This is a genomic window from Streptomyces sp. NPDC001852 (genome assembly GCF_042891825.1).
Taxonomy (GTDB): Bacteria; Actinomycetota; Actinomycetes; order Streptomycetales; family Streptomycetaceae; genus Streptomyces.
Window position 1 is genome coordinate 66,005 of sequence record NZ_JBIATN010000020.1, and the last position, 24,206, is coordinate 90,210.

Here is a 24,206-nt window from a genome sequence, read left to right on the forward strand (position 1 = left end):
GTGAATCTGGAAATCTCCACCCCCACAACCGAGGCCACCGAACTCGTCCAACGCCTCAGCGCCACCCCTCTCGGCGCCCGGCTGGCCCGCCGCCTCACCGCCCATCAGCTCGCCACCTGGGGATACCCGCACGACAGCGACCCGAACTGCACAGCGCAGCTGATCGTCGCCGAGCTCGCGGCGAACGCCGTCACCCACGGTCGTGTACCCGGCCGGGACTTCGAGCTGCGACTGCGCCTCCTCCCCGAGAGGGACACCTTGCGTATCGAGGTCAGTGACGCCCGGGGAGACAGGGAACTGCGGTTCCTGGACGGCGACCTGGAGGACGAGCACGGACGCGGACTCGTGGTCGTGTTCGTGCTGTCGGCGCGGTGGGGCGTGGCCGAGCGCGCCGTGGGCAAGACGGTGTGGGCGGAACTCCCGCTCAGCCCGTGCCGGCGACCCCGCCCCGGAACTCCGCCACCGTGTGGGCGAAGGCCCGGGCCGGAGGGCTGAGGGAGTCCCAGCGGCGGACGGCCCAGCCGACGGGCAGGGGGCGCAGTCCGGTCAGCGGGACGAGCCGCAGTTCGCCCACCCCCGGCACCGGGAGGCCCGGTACGGCGGGGACGACCGCCCGGCCCACCCCCAGCTCGGCCAGCAGCAGCGCCGTGTCCCAGTCAGCGACGCTCGTGTCGTAGGTGAAGCGGACGCCCAGCTCGGCGCAGGCCGCGTCGAGGTGGGAGGCGGAGGTGGAGTTCGGGGGGAGCCGGATGAGCCGGACGTCGCGCAGTTCGGCGGGGTCGAGATCCTGCCGTTCGGCGAGGGGGTCGTCGGCGCGGAGGGCGAGCAGCCAGGGCATTTCCGCGACCGTCCGCTGCTCGATGCCGCGGACTCGGGGGCCGACGGTGATCCAGGCCAGGTCGAGGGTGCCGTCGGCCAGGGCGTCGAAGGTGCCGCGCCCCGAACTGACCGTGCGGAACTCCAGGTTGACCCTGGGGTGACGGCGGCGGAAGGCGACGACCGCGTCGGACATGAAGTGCCGGACGGTGGTGGCGCCGGTGGCGACGCGGACGTGTCCGCTGTGGCCGTCGACGAGATCGCGCAGCTGCCGTACGGCGAGGTCGAGTCCGGATATGCCCTCGGCCGCCGCCGCTTCCAGGATCCGCCCGGCCTGTGTGGGGACCACGCCACGCGGTTGCCGTTCCAGCAGCGCGACCCCGGTCTCCTTCTCCAGCCTCTTCACATGCTGGCTGACGGCGGACTGAGTGCAGCCGAGGTCCCGGGCGACGGAACTGAGGCTGCCGGCGCGGCACACGGCCACGAACACGCGGAGGTCGTCGAGAGTCACAACCCCCAAGTTAACGCTTGGGGTTGGGGAGGAAACCCAAGGATTGACTGGAATCAGGGACCGTACGAGGATCAGAACCGGGACACGGCCGGACCCGGGCGGCAACCCGCTTCGCGCGCGAGGAGCGGGTGCCGACCCTCACGGAGACCTCCTCAGGGGCCGGTGGCGGGGCCGTACAGGCCCTCCACCTCGCTCGCGAAGTCGGCCATGATCTGCTCGCGGCGCAGTTTCATCGACGGGGTCAGATGGCCTGCCTCCTCGGTGAAGTCCACGGGCAGTACGGCGAAGCGGCGGATGGACTCGGGGCGGGAGACCAGCTTGTTGGCCTCGTCCATCGCGCGCTGCAGGACCGCCTCCAGCTCCGGGTCGCCGACCAGCAGTTCCGGCGGCACCGGGTGCTTGCCGATCATCTGCCGCCAGTGGGTGGTGCCGTCGATGTCGAGGGTGATCAGCGCGGCCACGTACGGGCGGCCGTCACCGACCAGCATCACCTGGGAGATCAGCGGGTGCTGGCGCAGCCAGTTCTCCAGCGGGGCCGGGGCGATCGACTTGCCACCCGCCGTGATCAGCAGCTCCTTCTTGCGGCCGGTGATGGTGAGATAGCCCTCGTCGTCCAGCTCGCCCAGGTCGCCGGTGGCGAACCAGCCGTCCCTCGTCGCGGGGACGACTCCGCCGGCCTGCGGGTCCCAGTAGCCGCGCAGGACGTGGTCGCCGGCGACGAGGATCTCGCCGTCGGCGGCGATGCGGACGCGGGTGCCGGGCATCGGCCAGCCGACCGTGCCCAGGCGGGGCTTGAGGGGCGGGGTGACGGTCGTGGCCGCGGTGGTCTCGGTCAGGCCGTAGCCCTCGAAGATCTCGATGCCGGCCCCGGCGTAGAAGGCCGCCAGGCGCCGGCCGAGCGGGGAGCCGCCGCAGATGGCGTACCGGACGCGTCCGCCCATCGCGGCCCGGATCTTGCGGTAGACGAGGGGGTCGTAGAAGGTGCGGGCCGTCTTCAGGGAGCGGCCCGGCCCGCTGCCGGTGCTGGTCTGCCGGGCCTCCAGCGCCTCGCCGTAGCGGACGGCGACCGCCGCGGCCCGGTCGAAGACCGCGCCCCGGCCGCCCGCCTCCGCCTTCGCGCGGGCCGAGTTGTAGACCTTCTCCAGCATGTACGGGATGGTCAGCAGGCAGGTCGGCCGGAAGGCGGCGAGGTCCGGGAGCAGGTCCTCGGCGGCCAGGCTCGGCGCGTGCCCGAGGCGGACGCGGGCCCGGACGCAGGCGATGGCCACCATGCGCCCGAAGACGTGGGACATCGGCAGGAAAAGGAGGACCGAGGGCTCCTCTTCCTTGGTCTCGGCCTTGAAGACCGGGTGGAGCAGTTCGATGGCGTTGTCGACCTCGGCGAAGAAGTTGCCGTGCGAGAGGGCGCACCCCTTGGGGCGGCCGGTGGTGCCCGAGGTGTAGATGAGCGTGGCGAGGGTGTCGGGCCCCAGCATGCCGCGCCGTACGGCCACCTCCCCGTCCGGAACCTGCACGCCGGCCTCGGCGAGCCGCGTCACGTGCTCCTTCTCCATCACCCACAGATGGCGCAGATCGGGCAGGTGCTGGAGTTCGGGGCCGATGGCGGAGGCCTGGTCGGCGGACTCGGTGATCAGGGCGACCGCGCCGGAGTCGTGCAGGATCCACCGGGTCTGGAAGACGGAGGAGGTCGGGTAGATCGGCACGGTGACCAGGCCCGCGGCCCAGGCGGCGAAGTCGAGGAGCGTCCACTCGTACCTCGTGCGGGCCATGACGGCGATCCGGTCGCCCGGCACCAGGCCCTCCGCGATCAGCCCCTTGGCCACGGCGAGGACCTCTTCGGCGAAGTGCGCGGCCGTCACGTCCGTCCAGCGGCCGTCCTGCAGCTTGCGGCTGAGCACCCTCCGGGCGGGCGCGGTCTCGGCGTTGTCGAACGGCAGGTCCGCGAGGGAGCCGTGTTTCACCGGGGGCACGAACGGCGGTACGGACACCTCCCGAACGGCGCCGTCCAGGCGCTGGACCCAGGGCTCCACGAGAACCGGGCGGCCGTCGTAGTCGATCGCGGAGACGGGGGTGCCGGAGGAGACGGGGGTGTTCGGGAAGGGGGTGGACACGGGCGGCTCCTCTGGCGTGCGTGTACCTGCGGCGCCTTGACGGAAAGGGGTTACCGCAGGTTAGGGAGGCGATCGTACGGGTCGGCCGTGAGGGGATTGTGCGGGTTCGGGGATGGTCCGGAGCCAGGGATGTGCAGCCTCGGGGGTTGTGTGACAGGGGCTCATGTTTGAGCTGCACCTCCCTCGTGACGTAGCATTACCGGCGGTAACTTACTCCAGAGTAAGCGGTGGGGGCAGGACATGGCGGACCACGGTCTCGGCTTGCTACTGGTACGTGGCGCGCTGCGCGCTCCGTTCAAACGGCCCTCCCCCGAGCGCGACTTCCCACGCTCCCCTCTGGTGCGGCCCGTTCCACGGATCGACCTGGCACGGCTGGCCGCCTACGAGCGCGTCTGCGGCTTCCCCACCGGCGACAGCGCCCTCCCCCTCACCTATCCGCACGTCCTCGGCTTCCCCCTGGCCATGCGGCTGATGAGCGACCGGGCCTTCCCCCTGCCGCTGCCGGGGCTCGTGCACACCTCGATCGAGATCGTCCGGCACGCACCCCTCCCGGCGAGCGGGGACTATGAACTCGCGGTGCACATCGACGGGTTGGCTCCGCACCGGCGCGGCACCGAGGCCACGGTGGCCACCGTGATGCGGGCCGACGGAGGTGTCGTATGGGAGTCGCGGAGCACGTACCTCGCGCGGCATCACACCGACAGGTCCGCCGAACCGGGAGATGCCAGGCCCGGTCGGCCTAGGTCCGTCCCGCTGCCGGTCGTCGCCGAGTGGCGGCTCGCCGGGGACATCGGGCGGCGGTACGGTGCCGCGTCCGGCGACCGCAACCCCATCCATCTGCACCCGTTCACCGCCCGCCTCTTCGGCTTCCCCCGGGCCATCGCGCACGGCATGTGGACGGTGGCCCGCTGTCTGGCGGCGGGGGGCTCCGGCGGGACGCGGGTGAGCGTGCGGTTTCTGGCGCCGGTGTTGTTGCCGGGGGTGGTGGCCTATGGGGCGGACGGATCCGGCCGGTTCGAGCTTCGGGGCGACGGGGGGCGACTGCACCTGCTGGGAGAGGTGAGCTAGGCGCCGCAGGCCGCTTCGCCGGTTGGTTCCGCCGGCGGTGTCCATGAGGTGCCCTGCATCAGGTTGCCCAGGCCCGACCAGGCGAAGTTCATCAAGGTCGTCGCCGCCTGGCGGGCAGTGACGCCAGGTGTGGTGTTGGCCCACGCGGCCAATGACTCCGCCGCGCCCACCAGTGCCTCCGCCAGGCCCGCGACCTCGTGCTCCGGCAGGTCGGGGTCCCTGTGGGCCTCCCTCGCCGCGACCGCGACCAGGCCGGTCACGAAGGCGACGATCTCCTTGCGCATCGCGGCGACCTCGGTCGCGAAGGGTTCGCCGTGGGTGCGGGCCTGGAGGTGGAGCACGGACCAGGCGTCGGGGTGCTCGGCGGTGTGGGCGAAGAACGCCCGCAGGCCGTCCCAGAGCCGGCGGTCGGCGGGCAGGTCCGTGCGCACGCCGAGGCGGACGGCCTTGGTGAGCGCGGTGGCCTCGCGGCGGATGCAGGCGGTGAAGAGGTCTTCCTTGGAGTTCAGGTACAGGTAGACCAACGGCTTGGAGACGCCGGCGAGTTCGGCTATCTCGTCCATGGAGGCGGCCATGTAGCCGCGTTGCCCGAAAACGTGTACGGCGGCGTCGAGCATCTGCTGCTCCCGCACCGCACGCGGCATGCGCTTGGTCTTCGCCCCACCCATGAGGGCAAGACTAATTGGACGCGGCTGCCTCGCCCCGCGCCCTCGCGGTGTCGTCGGCGCCGTCCTCCTGGCTGCGGTTGGCCTCCAGGTTGGCCTTCATCCGGTCGACCTTGGTCACGATCTGCACCGAGGCCCGGTCCCGCTCCTTGCGCAGCACCACCCAGCTGATGGGCGCCGACAGGATCAGCGCGAGCAGCAGCACCCACAGGCCGTTGGAGGCGCCGAAGCCGCGCGGGAAGATGCCGGAGTAGACGGCTCCCCAGACGACCACGAGGCAGCCGGCGAAGATGCCGAGGCGCATCAGCGTGTAGCGGAGCATCTCAATCCACTCGTCCGATTCCAAAAGGGGTCATCGTCCAGTGAAGCACGAGCGGGGAGGGATCTTGCACGGGGGTCAGCCGAGTGGCAGCAGCATGGTGATGTCGTCGCGGTCGTCCCCCGGGGCGACCCGGATCGCGCCCGGCACCCGGCCGACCTCCTTGTAGCCGCAGGACGCGTAGAAGTGCTCCAGGCCGTGTCCGCCCCGGCAGCCGAGGCGGATCGCCTCGATGCCGTCGAAGGTGCGGGCCGCGTCCGCGGCGGCCGCCAGCAGGTCACGGCCGTACCCCTGGCCCTGGTGCCTCGGGTGGACCATCACCGTGTACAGCCACACCCAGTGCGTCTGGAGCCGGTGCGTGTTGAAGGCGAAGAAGGCGGTCGCGGCCGGGGTGCCCGTCTCGTCGCGGCCGACGAGCAACCGGTGGCGTCCCTCGGCCATGCCCACGAAGTGCTTCACCAGCTCCGGCCGGACGTCCTCCCGGCTCACCGGCGGCACGAAGCCCACGGCGCCGCCCGCGTTGGAGACCTCCGTCCACAGGTCGAGGATGCCGTCGCGCAGGGCCGGGGTGATGGCGGGGTCCAACGTGAAAGTAAGTGGCATACGGGGAGTCTACCTATTACCCAAGGGCGCGCGCAGCCACTTTCAGATCGGCGACGAGCCCCTGGTACGCGGCCTTCCTGTCCTCGTCGTCCTGCGCCCGCAGCACCGAGGACGGGTGCACGGTCGGCACCAGCCGCTCGGGGCGGCCGTGGATCTCCCGCTCCAGGACGGTCCCGCGCACCTCCCCCACCCGGAACGACGACCCCAGCAGCGCCTTCCCGGCCGTGGCGCCCAGCACCACGATCAGCTCCGGCTCGACCAGCGCCAGCTCCGCCGCGAGCCAGGGTCCGCAGGCGGTCATCTCCCGCAGGCTCGGCGCCTTGTGGATCCGGCGCTTGCGGGGCTCGGCCCGGGTGAACTTGAAGTGTTTGACCGCGTTGGTGACGTACGCGTCCGCCGGGTCCAGGCCGGCTTCCTCGAGCGCCCTGTCGAGCAGCTTGCCGGCGGGGCCGACGAAGGGCTTGCCCTGCCGGTCCTCCTGGTCGCCGGGCTGCTCGCCGACGAGCATCACGCGCGCGTGCGCGTTGCCCGCGCCGAACACCGTCTGCGTGGCGTTCTCGTGCAGGGGGCAACCACGACAGTCGGCGGCGGCTTCGCGCAGGGCGGCGAGACCGGCGCCCTCCGGCACGAAGGGCGCCGCCGTGTAGGCGTCCTCGGGGGCAGTGGTACGGGAGCTCACGGCCCCCGGGTACCCCCTCGGAGCGCCCTCTTCACTCAGACCCGCATCGGCTGCGGCGACTCCCTGCGCGCCGGGTCCGGGCCGTCGTACTCGCGGATGATCTCGTACCGCGTGTTGCGCTCCACGGGGCGGAAGCCGGCGTCGCGGATCAGGTCCAGCAGGTCCTCGCGGGTCAGCTTGTTCGGGGTGCCGTAGTTGTCCGCGTCGTGGGTGATCTTGTACTCCACGACCGAGCCGTCCATGTCGTCCGCGCCGTGCTGGAGGGCCAGCTGGGCCGTCTGCACGCCGTGCATCACCCAGAAGACCTTCACGTGCGGGACGTTGTCGAAGAGGAGCCGGGAGACCGCGAAGGTCTTCAGGGCCTCGGCGCCGGTCGCCATCTGGGTACGGGCCTGGAGGGTGTTGCGTACCTTGCCGTCCTTCATGTCCACGAAGTCGTGCTGGTAGCGCAGGGGGATGAAGACCTGGAAGCCGTTCGTCTCGTCCTGGAGTTCACGCAGGCGCAGGACGTGGTCCACGCGGTGGCGGGGCTCCTCGATGTGGCCGTAGAGCATGGTGCACGGGGTCTTCAGGCCCTTCTCATGCGCCAGGCGGTGGATGCGGGACCAGTCCTCCCAGTGGGTGCGGTGGTCCACGATGTGCTGCCGGACCTCCCAGTCGAAGATCTCGGCGCCACCGCCGGTCAGCGACTCCAGCCCTGCGTCGATCAGCTCGTCGAGGATCTCGGAGGCCGACAGACCCGAGATCGTCTCGAAGTGGTGGATCTCCGTCGCCGTGAACGCCTTCAGCGACACGTTCGGCAGCGCGGCCTTCAGCTCCCTGAGCGAGCGCGGGTAGTAGCGCCACGGCAGGTTCGGGTGCAGGCCGTTGACGATGTGCAGCTCGGTGAGGTTCTCCGACTCCATCGCCTTGGCGAGCTTGACGGCCTCCTCGATGCGCATCGTGTACGCGTCCTTCTCCCCCGGCTTGCGCTGGAAGGAGCAGTAGGCGCAGGAGGCCGTGCACACGTTGGTCATGTTCAGGTGCCGGTTGACGTTGAAGTGGACCACGTCACCGTTCTTGCGGGTGCGCACCTCGTGCGCGAGGCCGCCGAGCCACGCCAGGTCGTCCGACTCGTACAGCGCGATGCCGTCCTCGCGGGTCAGCCGCTCACCGGAGCGGACCTTCTCCTCCAGCTCGCGCCTCAGCCCGACGTCCATGCCAACACCTTTCTACGACAGCACGGCCAACCGTATCCCTAGACCTCTTCGGGCAGCTCCCCGACCCGGTTCTCCCACTTCGTGGAGAGCACGATCGTGGTACGGGTGCGCGAGACGCCCTTGGTGCCGCTGAGCCGCCGGATGATCCGCTCCAGGCCGTCCACGTCCGTGGCCCGCACCTTGAGCATGTAGGAGTCGTCGCCGGCGATGAACCAGCAGTCCTCGATCTCCGGGAGGTCCCTGAGGCGCTGGGCGACGTCCTCGTGGTCGGCGGCGTCGGAGAGCGAGATGCCGATCAGGGCGGTGACGCCGAGGCCGAGGGAGGCCGCGTTCACCGTGGCCCGGTAGCCGGTGATGACACCGGCCGCCTCGAGACGGTTGATGCGGTCGGTGACGCTGGGGCCCGACAGGCCGACGAGGCGCCCCAGCTCCGCGTACGAGGCCCGGCCGTTCTCCCTCAGGGCCTGGATGAGCTGCCTGTCCACCGCGTCCATGCGATCGAAGCCTTCCGCTGAAGAGGTCTGAAGAGTTCCTGAAGTGATGAGCCGTACTGCTGGGACGTACCGCCATGTGCGCTACTGGTTCGTGCCGCCGCCCAGTTCGCCCTTCCAGCGCCGGTACAGGCCGTGCCCGACGCCCGCCGCGTCCAGCACCCGCCCGGCGACGAAGTCCACCAGGTCCTGGATGTGGGTGGCGCCCGCGTAGAAGGCGGGCGAGGCCGGTACGACGCTCGCACCGGCGTCGTCCAGCGCCACGAGGTGCCTCAGGGTCTGGCCGTTCAGCGGGGTCTCGCGGACGGCCACGACCAGGGGGCGGCGCTCCTTGAGGGTGACGCTCGCCGCCCGCTGCAGCAGATCCTTGGACAGGCCCAGCGCGACGCCCGCGACGCAGGCCGTCGAGGCGGGCACGACGAGCATCCCCTTCACCGGGTACGACCCCGAGGACGGCCCGGCCGCGAGGTCGCCCGCGCTCCAGTACCGCACCCCGCTGACGTCCACGTCGAACGTCCCGGGCTTGCCGTCGGCCCCCCGGGCCAGCCATTCCCGCAGGTCGTCCTGCCAGTGGGCGTCGCGGAACGAGATGCCCGTCTCGTCCAGCAGCGTCAGCCGCGAGGCCCGGCTGACCACCAGGTCGACCGCCTCCCCCGCGCCGAGCAGCGCCCGCAGCACGGCTGCCGCATACGGCGTCCCGGACGCACCGGACACCCCCACGATCCAAGGCACGCGCTGCTTTTCTCCTGCGTTCACATATCGAGCCTATCCGGCCGTCCGACGTGCGTGTCGGGCGGCCGGGCCACGATCCCCGCAGGCGCGGGGGCTACGGCGTGAGGCCGCGGACCAGCAGATCGATGAGGGTGCACACGAAGAGGCTGATCCCGATGAAGCCGTTCGTCGAGAAGAACGCCCTGTTCAGGCGGGACAGGTCGTGCGGCCGGACGATCGAGTGCTCGTAGAGGAACGCGCCCGCGACGATCAGCAGGCCGAGCCAGAAGAAAACACCCGCGCCGGTGACGACGCCGTACCAGACGAACAGGGCCGTCGTGACGGTGTGGCAGGCGCGGGCACCCCAGATCGCGGCCGGGATGCCGAAGCGGGCCGGGACCGACATGACGCCGATCTCGCGGTCGGTCTCGACGTCCTGGCACGCGTAGATCAGGTCGAAGCCGCCGATCCAGATGCCGACGGCGAGGCCGAGGACGACCGCGTCCCAGTTCCAGGTCCCGGAGATGGCCAGCCAGCCGCCCACCGGCCCCATGGCCTGGGCGAGCCCCAGGATCGCCTGCGGGAAGTTCGTGAACCGTTTGCCGTAGGGGTAGACCACCATGGGGATCACCGCCACCGGCGCCAGGGCCAGGCACAGCGGGTTGAGGAGGGCCGCCGCGCCCAGGAAGACCACCAACGCGATCAGGGCCCCGGTCCAGGCGTGACGGACCGACATCGCGCCGGTCACCAGCTCGCGGTGGGCCGTGCGCGGGTTCCGGGCGTCGATCTCGCGGTCGATGATCCGGTTGACCGCCATCGCGAAGGTGCGCAGGCCGACCATGCAGACGGTGACCAGCAGCAGCCGGCCCCAGTGGATGTTCCTGTCCCACTCGTACATCGCCGTGAGGGAGGCGATGTAGGCGAAGGGCAGCGCGAAGACCGAGTGCTCGATCATCACCAGGCGCAGGAAGGCCTTCGTGCGTCCCGGCTGGGGGATCGCGGCGGAAGCGCTGCTCACAGGCCGTACTCCTTCCAGCGGCGGTCCACCAGGGCCGCCGTATCCGGGTCCGACAGGACCATGTCCGGCCAGCCCCCGTCGCGGGTGTAGCCCTCCTCGGGCCACTTCTTCGTCGCGTCGATCCCCGCCTTGCCGCCCCAGAACTGCTGGTAGGAGGCGTGGTCGAGATGGTCGACGGGGCCTTCGACGACCGTGAGGTCACGGGCGTAGTCGGTGTTGCCGAGGGCCCGCCAGGCGACCTCGTGCAGATCGTGCACGTCACAGTCGGCGTCCACGACCACGATCAGCTTGGTCAGGGACATCATGTGCGCCCCCCAGACCGCGTGCATCACCTTCTGCGCGTGCTTGGGGTACTTCTTGTCGATCGAGACGATCGCGCAGTTGTGGAAGCCGCCCGCCTCGGGCAGGTGGTAGTCCACGATGTCCGGGACGATGATCTTCAGGAGCGGGAGGAAGAAACGCTCCGTCGCCCTGCCCAGCGGGCCGTCCTCGGTCGGCGGGCGGCCCACGACGATCGACTGCAGCAGCGGGCGCCTGCGCATGGTCACGCAGTCGATCTTCAGCGCCGGGAAGGGTTCCTGCGGGGTGTAGAAGCCGGTGTGGTCGCCGAAGGGGCCCTCGGGCAGCATCTCGCCCGGCTCCAGCCAGCCCTCCAGGACCACCTCGGCGTTCGCCGGTACCTGGAGCGGGACGGTCTTGCAGTCGACCATCTCGATCCGCCTGCCCGCGATGAACCCGGCGAACAGGTACTCGTCGATGTCGCCCGGGAGCGGGGCGGTGGAGGCGTAGGTGACGGCCGGGGGACAGCCGAAGGCGATGGCGACGGGGAGCCGTTCGCCCCGCCGCGCGGCGACCTGGTAGTGGTTGCGGCTGTCCTTGTGGATCTGCCAGTGCATGCCGATGGTGCGCCGGTCGTGGCGCTGGAGGCGGTAGAGCCCGAGGTTGCGGATGCCCGTCTCCGGGTCCTTGGTGTGCGTCAGCCCCAGGTTGAAGAAGGAGCCGCCGTCCTTGGGCCAGGTGAACAGCGCCGGCAGCCGGTCCAGGTCCACCTCGTCGCCGTGCAGGACGACCTCCTGCACGGGTGCCTCCTTGATCTTCTTCGGCGGCACGTGCGTCATCGCGCCGAGCTTGCCGAAGGCCTCCCGTACGCCGACGAAGCCGTGCGGCAGCTCGGGCCGCAGCAGTCCGCCGATCTTCTCGGAGATCTCGCCGTACGACTTCAGGCCCAGCGCCTTCAGCAGGCGGCGGTCGGTGCCGAAGACGTTCATGGCCAGCGGCATCGCCGAGCCCTTCACGTTCTCGAAGAGCAGGGCGGGGCCGCCGGACTTCTGCACCCGGTCGACGATCTCCCCGACTTCCAGATACGGGTCGACCTCGGCCTTGATGCGCTTGAGGTCGCCCTCGCGCTCCAGCGCCCGCAACAGGGAGCGAAGATCGTCGTAAGCCATGTGTCCCAGTATCTGCCACCCGTTACTCTGGCCCGGTCACCGGGGCCGTCTCACTTCGTCGGGGGATCGCACACCATGCTCAGGTATCTGCCGTTCCTGCTGGTCCTGGCCCTGTGGATCTACGCCTTCGTGGACTGCCTGAACACCCCGGAGGAAGAGGTGCGGCATCTGCCGAAGGTGGCGTGGGTGCTCATCATCCTGCTCTTCGGCGAGGTGCTGGTCGGCCCGGTCGCCTGGCTGATCACGGGCAGGGCGCGGCGGTCGGTCCCGGCGGGCGGCACCGCGGCCGGGCAGTGGGTCGCCCCCGACGACAACCCCGAGTTCCTCAAGTCCCTGAACCGGGACGACCCCGAGAAGGGCTGACGGAGGCCCGCCTGCGCGCTGGTGGGGGCATCGGCGGTGCCGGTACCCGCAGTTCAGCCCGCTGGAAGACGGCCGTCGTCGGTGCGCAGGACGAGGCCGAGCAGCCCCGGGAAACGGGCCTCGAACTCCGCCCGGCGCAGCCGGTTGACCCGTCGGGGGCCCTCGTCCCGCTGCTCCACCAGTCCGGCCGCGCGCAGTACCGCGAAGTGGTGACTGAGGGCGGCCTTGCCGACCGGCACGTCGAAGCTGCCGCAGCTGCGGGTCCAGTCGGCGGAGCCGGCCAGCTCCCTGACCAGGGCGAGGCGCACGGGGTCGGCCAGGGCGGCGAGCGCCGCGAGGACGGGCACGTCGTCGGGGTGGGTGTGCTCCGGGGCGGCCCGGTGACTGCCGGTGGTCACGCCACGCTCCCCTCTTCCGTTTCCGCTTGCCGAGTGTTCGATGAAAACCATACACTCGCGAGTGTTCGCTTTTGATTGAACAGTCGGTCGAACGGTCGAGTAGAGCCAGGGGTGTGGCATGCGCGCGGTGGAGTTCCAGGAGTACGGCGGTCCCGAGGTGCTGCGGCTGGTGACGGCCGAGGCGCCGGAGCCCGGGCCCGGGCAGGTGAGCATCGACGTGGCCTACACCGGCGTGAACTTCGCCGACCTCAAGGCCCGCGCGGACGGCTACCGGGTGCCCGCGCTGCCGTACGTCCCCGGCCTGGAGGTCTCCGGCCGCGTCCGCGCGCTCGGCGCCGGCGTCACGGACCCGGCCGTCGGCCAGGAGGTGGTCGCACACACCGCGGGCGGCGGATACGCGGAGGTGGTGGTGGCCGAGGCGACCACCGTCTTCCCGGTCCCCGCCGGCCTGGACCTGCGCACCGCCGCCACCCTCCCGACGGTCCTCACCACCGCGTACGCCCTCGTCCACACCGTCGGCCGGCTCCAGCGCGGCGAGTCGGTCCTCGTCCAGGGTGCGGCCGGCGGGGTCGGCACGGCGGTCGGGCAGCTCGCGCGGGCCGCGGGCGCCGGGGCGGTGTACGGCGTGGTGTCCTCGGCCGCGAAGGCCGCCCACGCCAAGGACCACGGTTACGACGAGGTGTTCGTCGGCGCCTTCCAGGAGCCGGTGCGCGCGGCGACCGGCGGGCGCGGCGTCGACCTGGCGCTCGACCCCGTCGGCGGCGACACCCTGCGCGCCGGGCTGGCCTCCCTGGCCCCCTTCGGACGCCTGGTCTCCTTCGGCAACGCGAGCGGCGCCGAGCCGTGGAGCGTGGGCCAGCCCGAGCTGTACCCGCTCGGCGTCTCGGTCTCCGGCTTCTCCGTCCTGAGCCTGGCCCGGACGGCGCCGGAGGCCCTGCGCGCACTGTCGGAGCGGGCGTTCGCGAAGGCGGCCGACGGCACGGTGAACCTGCCGGTGACGGCCGAGTTCCCGCTCGCGGAGGCGGCGGAGGCACACCGGCTGATGGGCGGACGGTCGAGCACGGGCAAGCTGCTGCTGCGGGTCGCGGACTGAGCGTCCGTCAACTGTCCCCGCCCCGGCGGAACTTCGCCGTCCATAACGACTTGCCATCCCTCGCCGGGCGTGTGGTTAATGGTCGTCACCGAGATGTGAGGTATCGCTGACCTCTGGGGGACAGAAGCAGATGCAGAACGGCCAGCCACCACCCGAGCGCCCGGACCAGGGTCCGTCCACGGCACCGGTTCCGCCCGCCGCCGCACCCGCCTCGCCGCCACCGGCGGCCGCGCCCACCGCACCGCCCGCCACCGCACCGCACGCCGCTCCGCCCATGCCGGACGTCCCGGCGCCGCCGGCGCATCCGACGCCGTCCAGGATCGACCTCCGGGTCAGCAAACGGATCCTGTGGATCGGGGCGGCGGTGTACCCGCTGCACAACATCACCCGTGTCTACACCTTCGTCATGCGGCCCAAGCGCAAGGAGGCGGTGCTGCGGTTCCTGCGGTACACCGCCGGGACGCTGATCGTCGGGTTCGTCGTGATGCTGCCGGGGCTGCTGGCCGCCATCAACTCGGGCGGAGGAGGTCCCAACGGCAACTCCGGAGCCGCCGGCTATGTCGTGTTCGTCTGGATCGTCGCCGCCCTCGCCGAGATCTACTTCTTGATCGAGATGCTCGGCGTGCTGACTGCCGCGCCGCTGCACGTCATGGCGGTCGAGACCTCGGGCGCGTCGACGGCGCTGGTCACCAGCCAGAACGCGCAGTACCTGGACCAGGTCGTCGGCCAGATCTCGTACGCCATCGACCACCCGGACACGGAGTTCAAGGTCACGGTGGAAAGCCTCACCATCTCGCCGAAGAACTACTACTTCGGCGACAACGTCAACATGTACGGCGGCAGCGGAAACGTGGGGATCGGCGCATGAGCGGGAGCAACTACTACTACGGCGACAACGTGAACATGTACGGCGGCCAGGGCAACCAGGGCATCGTCAAGAACCAGGCGGGCGCCGGAGCCGGGCAGCAGGACCCGGCCCTGGTCGCCGCCCTCGCCGAACTGCACGGGCTCATCGCGGAGTTGCGCGCGCAGGTGCCGACGCCCAGCGCCCAGCTCCTGGACGAGTCCCTGCCCGCCCTCCGCCCCGACGCCGCAGTGCCCGCGCAGGAGCGGCACCGGGCGCTGATGGCGATCGCCGGGATCGCCGCCACCGTGGGGGCCGTCGGCCAGCCGGTGGCGGAGGCGGTACGGGCGGTGGTGGGCATGATCACCGGCTAGTGCCCCGGCAGGCAACGTTTGCCCGTCAAGGAGCGGCGTCCGGTGCGTGCTCTGGGGGTCCCCCCGGCCGAAGGCTGGGGGAGTGCCGGGTGCAAGTCCTCGTACTGGATGTACTTGGGCTTGTGCCCGGTGCGGCGAGAGTGCGTGCCGGGCGTCGCGACGGGGCGAACGTTGCCTGTTGGGGCACTAGCTCCTGGCCCAGCTCTGGGAGGAGGTCCCGGACCGACAGGTCGCCTCGGCCACGCCGCCTCCGAAGGCGAGGTCGAGGCAGCCGCCGTCGTAGACCGTGCGCAGGGAGTTGCCGGAGCCGGTCGTCCAGCGGAGGTTGCCGCCGCCCTGCGAGCAGTCGCCGACGAAGACGGCCTGACCGTTGCCGTTGGCGCTCAGGCAGGCGCCGCTCGAGGCGTTGACGACCTTGACGGTGCCGCCGGCGGCGCTGCGGAAGGTCCAGTGGGCCGACGCGTCCGAACAGTCGCCGAGGCCCGTGGAGCCGTAGACCTGGATCAGGCACTTGCCGTTCTCGCCGTTCTTCAGCCGGAAGGTACCGGAACCGGCGCCCCCTCCGGTCGAACCACCGGTACTCGTGGGGCCACCGGAACCGCCGGTGGTGCCGGACCCTCCGGTGGCGCCGGACCCTCCGGTGGCGCCGGAACCGCCGCCCGCACTGCTGCCACCGCTGCCGGTCCCGGTACCGGAGCCGCCACCGGCAGCGGTACCGGAGCCGTCCGAGCCGCCCTGCCGGCCGCCCCCCGCGTCCCCCTTCCCGCGCTGCCGCTTCTCACCCGCAGGTGAGGCGGAGCCCTTCTTGCCGGGCGTCGGTGTCCCGGACGGGCTCCCCGAGGAGGCGCCGGGTGCCGGGGCGGCCGACGCGGAGACGGAGGCGCCGGGTGTGCCGACGGCGCGGTTTCGATGGGTGTCGGTGGCGTACGGGGCCAGTTGGAAGGCGAGGGTCGCGACACCGGCGCCGACCACGATCGGCACGACGGCCACCAGCACACGCGGACGCCGCCCCTCCCGCTCGGGCCGGCGCCCGGTGGACCCCGCGGGCCGGACGACGACCTCGGGCTCGGACCGGTCGCTCCCGGCTCCCGGGCCGGCACTCCCGGGACCGGGCTCGGGCTCGGACGCGGGATGGGGCTCGGCTGTTCCCTCCGGGGCCGAAACGGTCCTGGACTCCCCTGCCGCCGCTGACAGTTCCGGCACATTCGCCGCGAACTCGGCGCGTGCGGTGAGGAGTTCGGTGAGGGTGGCAGGCCACCGGGGTGTGCCGGACGGCAGGTGGTCCGCGGTCATTTCCAGCAGTTCGGCGGCGGTGGGGCGGCCCTCGGGGTCCTTGTCCAGGCAGGAGGCGATCACGGACGCCAACGCGGGGTCCAGGGCGTGCAGTGCGGACAGGTCGGGCTGCTCGTGCACGATCCGGTACAGCACCGCGTGCCCGGACTCGTCGCCGAACGGCGGCCGCCCGCACCCGGCGTACGCCACCACGGACCCGAGGGCGAAGACGTCCACCGCGCCGGTCGACCGCCGTGCGCCCGAGGCCTGTTCGGGAGACATGTAGGCCGGGGTGCCGACCACCATGCCGGTCAGGGTCAGCCGGCTCTGCTCGGCGGCGCGGGCGACCCCGAAGTCGATGAGGGTGACCCCGTCGAGGGTCAGCATGACATTGGACGGCTTGACGTCCCGGTGCACCATGTCCAGCCCGTGCACCGCGGCCAGCCCCGCCGCCGCCTCCCGCAGCAGCAGCCACAGCGACTCGGCGGGCAGCGGCCCGCCATGCGCGTCGACGGCCTCGCGCAGGGTCAGCCCGGGGACGTACGCGGTCGCGAACCACGGTGGCCGCGCGTCCCGGTCCCCGGCGAGCAGCGGTGCGGTGGCCCCGGCCGGCAGCCGGCGGAGGTTGTCCAGCTCGTGCCCGAAGCGGCGGACGAAGTCCTTGTCCTCGCCGACGACCGACGGCAGGACCTGTTTGACGGCGGCGTACCGCTCCTCGTGCACACCGAGGTAGACCCGCCCCATACCGCCGGCCCCGAGCCGCCCGACGAGCGGAATCGGCCCGATCCTCCGCGGATCACCGGCCTCCAGCGGCTCGGCTCCGCAGTGTTCCCCGTTCAACTCTCTCCCCCTGTTTCAGCGTGCGTAGGACCCGAGGCCGACCAGGCAGTACACATACTCGTTCACGGTCGCGCCGTTGATCGTGTAGCGCGAGGAGAAGGCGTACTCGGTGCGGGGGTTGTCGTTGCAGCGGCTCATGTCCGAGGTCAGCGGAATGGTCTCGATCACCTTGTAGTGCGCGTCGGACGCGGAGCAGGAGACCTCCTCCACACCGCTGACGGACTGCGCGGTGGTGGAGTTCGGCAGGGTGCCGTTGAGGCAGGTGCCCGAGGTGTAGGGGCTCGGATCCGGGCTCGGGGAGCCGTCGTACGGGTCGCCGGTTCCGTACGGATCACTGCTGTACGGCTCGCCGGTGTCCGGAGTACCGCTGTACGGATCGCCGGTGGACGGCTCGTCGGTCGCCGTCGCGGTCGGGTACGACGGCGCGGACGGCGAGTACGACGACCCCGCCGCGTCGTCGGACGCATCACCGCTGCCGCCGCTCCGGTTGGTCAGCACCAGGAGTAACACGACGACCGCGATGACACCGAGCACCCCGAGGCAGGCGAGGCCCTGCTTCTTCTCCGCCGACGGCGAGGCCGTGACGCGGATCCGCAGGCGCACCTCGCCGTCGGCGGTGTGCAGCCGTACGACGTCCCCGTCGCGGACCGGCGGTATGCGGACGGGCGGTACGCGCACGCCCGTGCCCGGCGGCAGTCTGAGGACCGTGCCGGAGGCGGCCTGCTGAGGGGTGAGGGAGACGGGGATCTCGGGGATGCCCTGGTTCTCGGGTGACGACACCAGCCGCTCCTGGATGTGAGGATGAGGCAACCAGTGTGGGCCAACAGCCCACAGAACTAAAATATCTTTCTAGAAAAGTACTTCAGAATGAGCCCCAAGCAGCAGCGTGGCGAGGCCACCGTCGAACAGCTCCTGGACGCCGCACTGCGGGTCTACGCCGAGTCGGGTGAGCAGGGAGTGACGGTCGCGGCGGTCACCAGGACGAGCGGGGTCAGTCTCGGCAGCCTGTACCACCACTTCGGCAGCGTCGACGGCCTGATGAACGCCCTGCTGACGCGGTGGCTCGGCCGACTGCTCGGCGAGCTGCTCGCGGCGCTGGAGCACACCCGTACCGCCCACACCGGCATCCGGGCCCTGGTCCGGGCCTACCTGAACTTCGTCCAGGAGCACCGGGACGCCGCGCTGCTCCTGCACTCCCCCTACGCCGACCGGCAGAGCATGGCCGACGGCAAACGCCTCCGGGACACCCAGGAGGCCCGCCTGTCGCCGCTGGCGGAGTGGGCGGGGCGGCACGTGGCCGCCGGCGACCTCGCGCCCCTTCCGGCGCCCCTGCTGGAGTCGCTGATCCTGGGACCGGTCACCGCGGTCGCCCGCCGCTGGCTGTCCGGAGTGGACGACGTGGACCTCGACCAGGCGGCGGTGCTCCTGCCGGAGCGGATCTGGCGGGCGGTGGCGGCGCAGGACTGAGCGCCACCCCCTCGGGGCGCGCCGTTGCCCCGCGCTCCCCCGCACAGCACAGTGAAGCCATGGAACGCATTCCCACCATCGACCTGCGGCCCTGGTCGGCCGGCGGCGAGGAGGCCCGCGCCGCCCTCGCCCGTACCGTCGACCAGGCGCTGCAGACCGCCGGGTTCCTGCTGGTCGCCGGGCACGGGGTGGACCCGGGGCTGCGGGCGGGGATCCGGCGGGCGGCGCGCGAGTTCTTCCTGCTGCCCGCCGAGGTCAAGCGCCGGTACGAGGCGAAGGTCGGCGGCCGGGGCTGGCTCGGGCCGGGCGCCGAGGCCAACGGGTACGCGGAGGGCACCGAGACACCGCCCGACCTGAAGGAGTCGCTGACCTTCGCGACGGACGAGCCGTTCGAGGACCCGGCCGTCAACGCCGAGTGGTACGCGCCCAACGTGTGGCCGGCCGAGGTGCCGGAGCTCCGGACCCTGTGCAGGGCGTACCTCGCGCACATGGCCGCCCTGGAGAAGGAGCTGCTGTCGCTGCTCGGCCACGCACTGGGACTCGAACGCGACTTCTTCTCCCGGCACATGGACCACCCGACCTACGGATTCAACATCAACTGGTATCCGGGGACGGACGTCGTCGGCGCGCCGCTGCCCGGGCAGTTCCGGATCGGGCCGCACACCGACTTCGGCACCGTGACCGTCCTCGACCGGCAGGCCGGGAAGGGCGGGCTGCAGGTGTACACCGACGCGGGCGGCTGGCAGGACGCGCCGTACGACCCGGCCGCGTTCACCGTCAACGTCGGTGATCTGCTGGCCCGTTGGACCGGTGACCGGTGGCGGTCCGGACGGCACCGGGTGCTGCCGCCGCCCGTCGACGCGCCCGCCGAGGAACTGATGTCGCTCGTGTACTTCGGCGAGTGCACCCCGGGCACCCTCGTGGAGTCCGTGCCGGCGCCGGTGGGCCGGGTGGCGTACCCGCCGGTCGACTCCCATGTGTATCTGCGCGAGAAGCTCGACTCGATCACCGTCGGGTGAACCCGCCCTGGGCCCACCGCCCGTCACTCACACCCGCGTTCGAACCACCACCCGTTGTGTTGAAACGAACCCGACGGGCATGTCCCCGCCGCGTCCCCCGGCATTGGCCTTGAAGGGGGCCCGCAACCAGGGCCCCCTTTCTGGCGATGGGAGACGCGTGCGAATCACTGACATCCAGCGCTGCGAGGTCCGGCCGGGACGGCTCGTCGAGTGGACACTGAGCCCGGCGACGGTGGCGGCGGCGACGGCACTCCCGGAGGACTCCCGCCCCCCGGCCTACATCCAGGAGTCGCACATCAGGACCGCCCGGTGCGTGCGGGAGGACGGGCTGTTCGTGCCGACCTGGCTCGGCACCGCCTTCGACCTGCCGGGCCCGGTCGACCTCGACGCGCTCCAGGAGGCGCTGCGCGCCTGGACGGTACGGCACGAGACGCTGCGCAGCGGCTTCCGCTGGGCGGGCCCCGCGCGAGACGAACTGCGCCGGTTCACCCTGGATGCCGCCGACGTGTCCCTGCAGCGGGCGGAGGCCGGCGACTTCCCCGACGCGGACGAGCTGGTCCGGCACCTCCAGGACCGTTTCGACACCGTCGCGGACGCGCTGCGCTGGCCCAACCTGATCTACACGGCGGTCGTCCGGGACGACGGCGCCAGCGTGTACATGGCCTTCGACCACAGCAACGTCGACGCCTACTCCCTGACCCGGATCGCCGCCGAGGTGCACGAGCTGTACACGGCAGGCCTGGCCGACGCCGGCCCCGACTCCGGTGATCCGGCGGCCAGTTACGTCGACTTCTGCGAGCTGGAACGGGCCGACGCGGACGGCATCGACGCCCGGCACGCGATCGTCGGCCGCTGGCGCGAGTTCATCCGGCGCTGCGACGGTGTGCTGCCCGGCTTCCCGGTCGACCTCGGGCTGGAGCCGGGCGGCCCGCTGCCGCGGCAGCAGTTGCTGTGCGAGCCGCTGGCGGACGCGGCCGAGGCGGCGGCGTTCGAGGCGTACTGCAGGCCGTACGGCGGCAGCCTGGTCGGTCTGCTGGCCGCGACCGGGCTGATCCTGCACGAGCTGGGCGGGCAGCCGGTGTACCGGACGGTGGTGCCGTTCCACACCCGGGTGAAGTCGCGCTGGAGCGACTCGGTGGGCTGGTACGTGGGCGGCGCCCCGATCGAGGTCCCGGTGGACCGTACGACGGGCTTCCCGGGCACCCTGCGGGCGGTGCGCGCGGAGCTGCAGGCCAACCGTTCGCTGGCCCGGATGCCGCTGGCCCGGGTGCTGAGCCTGCTCGGGGCGGACTTCCGGCCGACCTCGCCGGACCTGTACTCGATCGTCTCCTACGTCGACACCCGGACCGTCGTCGGCGCCGAGCGCTGGACGGAGCAGCGGGCGCACGCGCTGCTGCGGGTGTCGTACGGCGACCAGGTGTGCGTGTGGGTGAACCGGCTGCACGAGGGGCTGTGGCTGGCGAGCCGGTATCCGGACACGGACGTGGCGGCGAAGAACCTGCGGCTGTACGTCGAGCGGCTGCGCGACCACATCGCCTCGGTGGCCCACGGCAGCCTGCCCGCGGTGTCCTGAGCCCGCCGCCCCAGGCCCTAGGTGAGCTGCCCGGGAAGGGGCTCGGCGGGCTCTGCGGCCTCGGCGGCCTCGGCGGGCCCTACAGGCTCGGCGGGCCCCGGAGACTCCAGCACTTCGATCAGACGTTCGAATCTGTTGCGCCAGTCGGACTCCGACGCCGCCTCGCCCCGGAACTCATGGGTGAAACGCAGCACGCTCCCACCCTCCCCGCCGCGTTCCAGATGGAAACGGATCCGGCCGCCGCTCCCGACGGTGTACTCCGCGACCCGGTCCACGTCCCAGGCGGTGACCCGGCCGGAGCCCAGGTCACGCAGGGCGACCGCGCCGTCGAGGCGGGGCTGCAGAACGTCGACGGCGGTGCACCACGCCCCGAGTCCCTCGGGGGTGGCCACCGCCGGCCAGACGTCTTCCATGGGCCTCGGGAGCCGCACCAGGAAGTGGAGTATGTGCGTGTTCCCGTGGGTCCGACTGGTGCCCTGTGCGATGGAACCGCTCATGACACCAGTGTGGGCGAACCTCCGCTCACACGCCCGCGTAGGAGTGCTTGCCGCTGACGAAGATGTTGACGCCGTAGTAGTTGAACAGCCAGCAGCCGAAGGCGATCATCGCCAGGTAGGCGGCCTTGCGGCCCTTCCAGCCGGCCGTCGCGCGGGCGTGCAGGTAGCAGGCGTAGGCGACCCAGGTGATGAAGGACCAGGTCTCCTTCGGGTCCCAGTTCCAGTAGCGGCCCCAGGCGTCGCCGGCCCAGATGGCGCCCGCGATGATCGTGAACGTCCACAGGGGGAACACCGCCGCGTTCACCCGGTAGGCGAACTTGTCCAGCGAGGCCGAGGCGGGCAGCCGCTCCAGGACCGAGGTGGCGAAGGCGCCGGGCTTGCCTCCGGTCTGCAGCTTGTTCTCGTACGAGTCCTTGAACAGGTACAGGATCGTGGCGACCGCACCGACGTAGAACACCGCGCCGCAGAAGATCGCGGTGGAGACGTGGATGTACAGCCAGTACGAGTGCAGCGCGGGCACGAGCTGGTCGCTCGCCGTGTACAGGACGGTGACCGCGAGGCCCAGGTCCAGCAGGACCGTGGTGATCAGGAACAGGCCGAGCCAGCGCACGTTCTTCCTCAGCGCCAGCAGCGCGAGGTACACGCCGACCGCCACCGTGGAGAAGGTGATGTTGAACTCGTACATGTTGCCCCACGGCGCCCGCTCCACGGAGGCCGCGCGGGCGACGACACCGGCCAGCTCCACCAGGAAGGCGAGCACGGTGAGCGAGATCGCGATACGGCCGTAGAGGTCGCCCTGCGCGTCCCCGCCGTGCGCGCCGGGGCCGTCCGGCACGTCGCGGGCGCCGGAGGCCGAGCGGACGACGACCTTGGGCCGCTCCAGCACGGCGGTGCCGCCGGCCTGCTTCACGGTGACGGCGGGAGCGGCCTTCGCCGAGGTGTCCGCCGTCAGCGCTGCCGCTGTACGGGCCACCTTGCTGCGGCTGCCGAGGAGCCATTCGAAGATGTACGCGAAGAAGGCCAGGGTGTAGACGGCCATCGACGAGTAGATCAGCGTGTTGCTGATGCTCGCGAGGTGTTCGTTGGTAGCGGCGGCGAGAGTCACTTCTCAGCCCCTTCGGCAGGTACGACTGGGGTGTCGGGGGATTCTGAAGGTTCGTCGTCGGGGTCGGGTGCCCCCGGCGCCTGGTCGTAGAGGATTCCGGCGAGGTCGCCCAGTTCCTCGGGCACCTTGGCGGACTCGCTGCGGCCGAGCCCGGCCATCTCGACGACCGTCACGCCGTCGGCTCCGCGCACCGCGCGCACCCAGACCCGGCGGCGCTGGATGAACAGGGAGGCGGCCAGGCCGAAGATCGCGGAGAGGGCACCGCCGAGCGCCCAGCCGCTGCCGGGCTCCTGGACGATCTCGAAGCCGGCCCACTCCTTGATGTCCTTCTCGAAGGTGACGGACCCGGCGCCGTTCGGCAGCGTGAGGGTGTCGCCCGGCTGCAGGAGCTTCTTCAGCAGCTGGCCCTTGCCGTCCTTGAACGCCTTCATGTGCGTCTTGTCCAGCTGGTACACGCTCTGCGGAATGCCCGAGTCGACGCCGAGGTCGCCGTGGTAGGCGTTCAGCGCGAGCAGCGGGTTCACCAGCGCGGGGAACTGGGAGAGCATCGTGCCGCTCTTGGGGTCGAAGGTCGGCACGAAGAAGGCCTGGAAGCCGAGCTGTTCCTGCCGGCCCTGGGCGTTCTTGTAGCCGTCCATCACCTTGATCACACCGTTGGAGGTGACGTTTCCGTCGAGCGGCAGCAGCGGCACGGCGTCGCGGTAGACGACGTTGCCCTTGCCGTCGCGGACCGTGATGACCGGCGCGTAGCCGTGGCTGACGAGGTAGACCTTGGCGTCGCCGATGTGCAGCGGCTGGTTGACCTTGATGGTGGTCGACTTCTGCCTGCCGAACGCACCCTCGCTGTAGTCGATCCTCGCTTCGTAGGTGCGCGGCGTGCCCCTGTTGGGGCCGGTGACCTCGTAGGTGCCGGTGAACTTCTTCAGGTCGAAGCTGAACGGCACCAGGTCGTCGTTCTGGAACAGGCTGCCGGACTTGAAGTCGTCGTACATCGGCAGCGCGTTGGAGAAGCCGTCGCCCTCCACCATCAGCTTGGTGCCGTCCGACTTGTACAGCTGGCCGGAGGCGAACGCGATCAGCAGCACGATCAGGGCGATGTGGAAGACCAGGTTGCCCAGCTCGCGCAGATAGCCCTTCTCGGCGGCGACGGCGTCACCGGCGACATGGGCACGGAAGCGGCGCTTCTTCAGCAGGGCGAGCGCTGCCTCGCGGACCTGCTCGGGCTCGGCGGTCGTACGCCACGTCGTGTACGCGGGCAGCCGGGTCAGCCGCTTGGGGGCGCCCGGCGGGCGGCCGCGCAGCTGGCCGACGAACTGCCAGGTGCGCGGGACGATGCAGCCGATGAGGGAGACGAACAGCAGGATGTAGATCGCGGAGAACCACACCGAGCTGTAGACGTGGAACAGGCCGAGCTTGTCGTAGATCGGCGCGAGCGTCCTGTGGGCCTTGCGGAAGTCGTCGACCTTGTTGAGGTCGGCGCCGGTCTGCGGGATGAGCGAGCCGGGGATCGCGCCGAGCGAGAGAAGCAGGAGCAGCAGCAGCGCGACCCGCATGGAGGTCAGCTGCCGCCAGAACCAGCGGGCCCAGCCGATGACGCCGAGGCCGGGCGGGGCGGAGAGCTCCTCCGCCGGGGCGGTGGACAGCTGGGAACCGGCCGCGCCGAGGTCCTCCTGGTCCTGGCTCGCCTGGTCCCGGCTCTTGTCCGTTTCGGTCTTGCTCATC

General features: G+C 71.3%; 26 protein-coding genes. 9 read left to right on the top strand and 17 right to left on the bottom strand.

Annotation, left to right across the window (positions count from 1 at the left end):
• Positions 1 to 495 carry an ATP-binding protein gene (locus tag ACFYZB_RS30135; protein WP_388763985.1) on the top strand — a complete coding sequence of 165 codons (495 nt, stop codon included), beginning with the start codon at positions 1 to 3 and terminating at the stop codon, positions 493 to 495.
• Here ACFYZB_RS30135 and ACFYZB_RS30140 read toward each other — a convergent pair.
• Both ACFYZB_RS30140 and ACFYZB_RS30145 read right to left on the bottom strand, forming a co-directional pair.
• The gene (locus ACFYZB_RS30140) at positions 425 to 1,327 is read right to left on the bottom strand and encodes a LysR family transcriptional regulator (RefSeq protein ID WP_388763987.1); all 903 of its coding nucleotides are present in this window, start codon (positions 1,325 to 1,327) and stop codon (positions 425 to 427) included. The two genes, ACFYZB_RS30135 and ACFYZB_RS30140, sit on opposite strands and share 71 nt — an antisense overlap.
• Positions 1,328 to 1,479: 152 nt before the next feature.
• Positions 1,480 to 3,438 (bottom strand): AMP-dependent synthetase/ligase, encoded by a 1,959-nt coding sequence (locus ACFYZB_RS30145; protein ID WP_388763989.1) that lies wholly within the window; start codon positions 3,436 to 3,438, stop codon positions 1,480 to 1,482.
• A 240-nt stretch (positions 3,439 to 3,678) separates the two neighbouring features.
• On the opposite strand from ACFYZB_RS30145, the gene ACFYZB_RS30150 reads away from it, so the two are divergent.
• Positions 3,679 to 4,506 (top strand): MaoC family dehydratase, encoded by an 828-nt coding sequence (locus ACFYZB_RS30150; protein WP_388763990.1) that lies wholly within the window; start codon positions 3,679 to 3,681, stop codon positions 4,504 to 4,506.
• Here ACFYZB_RS30150 and ACFYZB_RS30155 read toward each other — a convergent pair.
• From ACFYZB_RS30155 to ACFYZB_RS30195, 9 genes are all read right to left on the bottom strand, one after another.
• Positions 4,503 to 5,174, bottom strand: coding sequence for a TetR/AcrR family transcriptional regulator (locus ACFYZB_RS30155; protein WP_388763991.1), 672 nt, complete (start codon positions 5,172 to 5,174; stop codon positions 4,503 to 4,505). The two genes, ACFYZB_RS30150 and ACFYZB_RS30155, sit on opposite strands and share 4 nt — an antisense overlap.
• Before the next feature lie 10 nt (positions 5,175 to 5,184).
• A complete protein-coding gene (locus tag ACFYZB_RS30160) occupies positions 5,185 to 5,493 on the bottom strand; it encodes a DUF4229 domain-containing protein (protein WP_351211320.1) in 309 nt (102 codons plus the stop codon).
• A 75-nt stretch (positions 5,494 to 5,568) separates the two neighbouring features.
• A complete protein-coding gene (locus ACFYZB_RS30165; RefSeq protein ID WP_388763992.1) occupies positions 5,569 to 6,093 on the bottom strand; it encodes a GNAT family N-acetyltransferase in 525 nt (174 codons plus the stop codon).
• 16 nt (positions 6,094 to 6,109) lie between these two features.
• Positions 6,110 to 6,772 (bottom strand): UdgX family uracil-DNA binding protein, encoded by a 663-nt coding sequence (locus ACFYZB_RS30170; RefSeq protein WP_388763993.1) that lies wholly within the window; start codon positions 6,770 to 6,772, stop codon positions 6,110 to 6,112.
• Between the two features lie 35 nt (positions 6,773 to 6,807).
• On the bottom strand, positions 6,808 to 7,971 hold the full coding sequence (gene mqnE, locus ACFYZB_RS30175) for an aminofutalosine synthase MqnE (RefSeq protein WP_388763995.1): 1,164 nt from the start codon (positions 7,969 to 7,971) through the stop codon (positions 6,808 to 6,810).
• A gap of 38 nt (positions 7,972 to 8,009) precedes the next feature.
• Positions 8,010 to 8,465, bottom strand: a complete 456-nt coding sequence (locus ACFYZB_RS30180) for an Lrp/AsnC family transcriptional regulator (protein ID WP_059251851.1) — start codon at positions 8,463 to 8,465, stop codon at positions 8,010 to 8,012.
• A gap of 81 nt (positions 8,466 to 8,546) precedes the next feature.
• Complete coding sequence (locus ACFYZB_RS30185; RefSeq protein ID WP_388764138.1) at positions 8,547 to 9,194, bottom strand: UbiX family flavin prenyltransferase; 648 nt, start codon at positions 9,192 to 9,194, stop codon at positions 8,547 to 8,549.
• Positions 9,195 to 9,288: 94 nt separating this feature from the next.
• On the bottom strand, positions 9,289 to 10,191 hold the full coding sequence (gene mqnP, locus ACFYZB_RS30190; protein ID WP_388763997.1) for a menaquinone biosynthesis prenyltransferase MqnP: 903 nt from the start codon (positions 10,189 to 10,191) through the stop codon (positions 9,289 to 9,291).
• Positions 10,188 to 11,639 carry a menaquinone biosynthesis decarboxylase gene (locus tag ACFYZB_RS30195; protein WP_351211330.1) on the bottom strand — a complete coding sequence of 484 codons (1,452 nt, stop codon included), beginning with the start codon at positions 11,637 to 11,639 and terminating at the stop codon, positions 10,188 to 10,190. Before ACFYZB_RS30195 ends, mqnP begins: the two co-directional genes overlap by 4 nt.
• Positions 11,640 to 11,714: 75 nt before the next feature.
• Between ACFYZB_RS30195 and ACFYZB_RS30200 the strand changes: the two genes are divergently transcribed.
• The gene (locus tag ACFYZB_RS30200) at positions 11,715 to 12,002 is read left to right on the top strand and encodes a PLD nuclease N-terminal domain-containing protein (RefSeq protein WP_388763999.1); all 288 of its coding nucleotides are present in this window, start codon (positions 11,715 to 11,717) and stop codon (positions 12,000 to 12,002) included.
• 53 nt (positions 12,003 to 12,055) lie between these two features.
• Here the strand turns inward: ACFYZB_RS30200 and ACFYZB_RS30205 are convergent, their stop codons facing one another.
• The gene (locus ACFYZB_RS30205) at positions 12,056 to 12,451 is read right to left on the bottom strand and encodes an ArsR/SmtB family transcription factor (protein WP_388764001.1); all 396 of its coding nucleotides are present in this window, start codon (positions 12,449 to 12,451) and stop codon (positions 12,056 to 12,058) included.
• Positions 12,452 to 12,518: 67 nt separating this feature from the next.
• On the opposite strand from ACFYZB_RS30205, the gene ACFYZB_RS30210 reads away from it, so the two are divergent.
• From ACFYZB_RS30210 to ACFYZB_RS30220, 3 genes are all read left to right on the top strand, one after another.
• Complete coding sequence (locus ACFYZB_RS30210) at positions 12,519 to 13,493, top strand: zinc-binding alcohol dehydrogenase family protein (protein ID WP_388764003.1); 975 nt, start codon at positions 12,519 to 12,521, stop codon at positions 13,491 to 13,493.
• Between the two features lie 130 nt (positions 13,494 to 13,623).
• Entirely contained in the window at positions 13,624 to 14,361 is a 738-nt protein-coding gene (locus ACFYZB_RS30215) for a DUF6232 family protein (protein WP_388764005.1), read from the top strand.
• Positions 14,358 to 14,711 (top strand): hypothetical protein, encoded by a 354-nt coding sequence (locus ACFYZB_RS30220; RefSeq protein ID WP_388764007.1) that lies wholly within the window; start codon positions 14,358 to 14,360, stop codon positions 14,709 to 14,711. Before ACFYZB_RS30215 ends, ACFYZB_RS30220 begins: the two co-directional genes overlap by 4 nt.
• Positions 14,712 to 14,897: 186 nt before the next feature.
• On the opposite strand, the gene ACFYZB_RS30225 is transcribed toward ACFYZB_RS30220, so the two are convergent.
• Positions 14,898 to 16,823: a protein kinase gene (locus ACFYZB_RS30225; RefSeq protein WP_388764009.1), complete on the bottom strand. Its 1,926-nt coding sequence runs from the start codon at positions 16,821 to 16,823 to the stop codon at positions 14,898 to 14,900.
• Between the two features lie 15 nt (positions 16,824 to 16,838).
• Positions 16,839 to 17,603 (bottom strand): hypothetical protein, encoded by a 765-nt coding sequence (locus tag ACFYZB_RS30230; protein WP_388764011.1) that lies wholly within the window; start codon positions 17,601 to 17,603, stop codon positions 16,839 to 16,841.
• An 87-nt stretch (positions 17,604 to 17,690) separates the two neighbouring features.
• On the opposite strand from ACFYZB_RS30230, the gene ACFYZB_RS30235 reads away from it, so the two are divergent.
• The 3 genes from ACFYZB_RS30235 to ACFYZB_RS30245 all read left to right on the top strand — a co-directional run bounded on the left by ACFYZB_RS30235 (position 17,691) and on the right by ACFYZB_RS30245 (position 20,882).
• Positions 17,691 to 18,290 carry a TetR/AcrR family transcriptional regulator gene (locus ACFYZB_RS30235; RefSeq protein WP_388764013.1) on the top strand — a complete coding sequence of 200 codons (600 nt, stop codon included), beginning with the start codon at positions 17,691 to 17,693 and terminating at the stop codon, positions 18,288 to 18,290.
• 59 nt (positions 18,291 to 18,349) lie between these two features.
• Positions 18,350 to 19,309 (top strand): isopenicillin N synthase family dioxygenase, encoded by a 960-nt coding sequence (locus ACFYZB_RS30240; RefSeq protein WP_388764015.1) that lies wholly within the window; start codon positions 18,350 to 18,352, stop codon positions 19,307 to 19,309.
• 157 nt (positions 19,310 to 19,466) lie between these two features.
• A complete protein-coding gene (locus tag ACFYZB_RS30245; protein WP_388764017.1) occupies positions 19,467 to 20,882 on the top strand; it encodes a condensation domain-containing protein in 1,416 nt (471 codons plus the stop codon).
• Positions 20,883 to 20,899: 17 nt separating this feature from the next.
• Here the strand turns inward: ACFYZB_RS30245 and ACFYZB_RS30250 are convergent, their stop codons facing one another.
• The 3 genes from ACFYZB_RS30250 to ACFYZB_RS30260 are packed head-to-tail and all read right to left on the bottom strand — an operon-like array spanning position 20,900 to position 24,205.
• The gene (locus tag ACFYZB_RS30250; RefSeq protein ID WP_388764018.1) at positions 20,900 to 21,379 is read right to left on the bottom strand and encodes a hypothetical protein; all 480 of its coding nucleotides are present in this window, start codon (positions 21,377 to 21,379) and stop codon (positions 20,900 to 20,902) included.
• 25 nt (positions 21,380 to 21,404) lie between these two features.
• The gene (gene ccsB / locus ACFYZB_RS30255; RefSeq protein ID WP_388764020.1) at positions 21,405 to 22,484 is read right to left on the bottom strand and encodes a c-type cytochrome biogenesis protein CcsB; all 1,080 of its coding nucleotides are present in this window, start codon (positions 22,482 to 22,484) and stop codon (positions 21,405 to 21,407) included.
• Entirely contained in the window at positions 22,481 to 24,205 is a 1,725-nt protein-coding gene (locus ACFYZB_RS30260) for a cytochrome c biogenesis protein ResB (protein ID WP_388764022.1), read from the bottom strand. Before ACFYZB_RS30260 ends, ccsB begins: the two co-directional genes overlap by 4 nt.
• Position 24,206: the final 1 nt, after the last annotated feature.

What these genes read in the sequence shown, in the direction of transcription:
- ACFYZB_RS30150 (WP_388763990.1), top strand. Translation starts at nt 3,679, where the DNA reads ATGGCGGACCACGGTCTCGGCTTGCTACTGGTACGTGGCGCGCTGCGC.
- ACFYZB_RS30155 (WP_388763991.1), bottom strand. Translation starts at nt 5,174, where the DNA reads ATGGGTGGGGCGAAGACCAAGCGCATGCCGCGTGCGGTGCGGGAGCAG.
- ACFYZB_RS30160 (WP_351211320.1), bottom strand. Translation starts at nt 5,493, where the DNA reads ATGCTCCGCTACACGCTGATGCGCCTCGGCATCTTCGCCGGCTGCCTC.
- ACFYZB_RS30165 (WP_388763992.1), bottom strand. Translation starts at nt 6,093, where the DNA reads ATGCCACTTACTTTCACGTTGGACCCCGCCATCACCCCGGCCCTGCGC.
- mqnE (WP_388763995.1), bottom strand. Translation starts at nt 7,971, where the DNA reads ATGGACGTCGGGCTGAGGCGCGAGCTGGAGGAGAAGGTCCGCTCCGGT.
- ACFYZB_RS30180 (WP_059251851.1), bottom strand. Translation starts at nt 8,465, where the DNA reads ATGGACGCGGTGGACAGGCAGCTCATCCAGGCCCTGAGGGAGAACGGC.
- ACFYZB_RS30195 (WP_351211330.1), bottom strand. Translation starts at nt 11,639, where the DNA reads ATGGCTTACGACGATCTTCGCTCCCTGTTGCGGGCGCTGGAGCGCGAG.
- ACFYZB_RS30200 (WP_388763999.1), top strand. Translation starts at nt 11,715, where the DNA reads ATGCTCAGGTATCTGCCGTTCCTGCTGGTCCTGGCCCTGTGGATCTAC.
- ACFYZB_RS30205 (WP_388764001.1), bottom strand. Translation starts at nt 12,451, where the DNA reads ATGGTTTTCATCGAACACTCGGCAAGCGGAAACGGAAGAGGGGAGCGT.
- ACFYZB_RS30210 (WP_388764003.1), top strand. Translation starts at nt 12,519, where the DNA reads ATGCGCGCGGTGGAGTTCCAGGAGTACGGCGGTCCCGAGGTGCTGCGG.
- ACFYZB_RS30215 (WP_388764005.1), top strand. Translation starts at nt 13,624, where the DNA reads ATGCAGAACGGCCAGCCACCACCCGAGCGCCCGGACCAGGGTCCGTCC.
- ACFYZB_RS30220 (WP_388764007.1), top strand. Translation starts at nt 14,358, where the DNA reads ATGAGCGGGAGCAACTACTACTACGGCGACAACGTGAACATGTACGGC.
- ACFYZB_RS30235 (WP_388764013.1), top strand. Translation starts at nt 17,691, where the DNA reads ATGAGCCCCAAGCAGCAGCGTGGCGAGGCCACCGTCGAACAGCTCCTG.
- ACFYZB_RS30240 (WP_388764015.1), top strand. Translation starts at nt 18,350, where the DNA reads ATGGAACGCATTCCCACCATCGACCTGCGGCCCTGGTCGGCCGGCGGC.
- ACFYZB_RS30250 (WP_388764018.1), bottom strand. Translation starts at nt 21,379, where the DNA reads ATGAGCGGTTCCATCGCACAGGGCACCAGTCGGACCCACGGGAACACG.
- ACFYZB_RS30260 (WP_388764022.1), bottom strand. Translation starts at nt 24,205, where the DNA reads ATGAGCAAGACCGAAACGGACAAGAGCCGGGACCAGGCGAGCCAGGAC.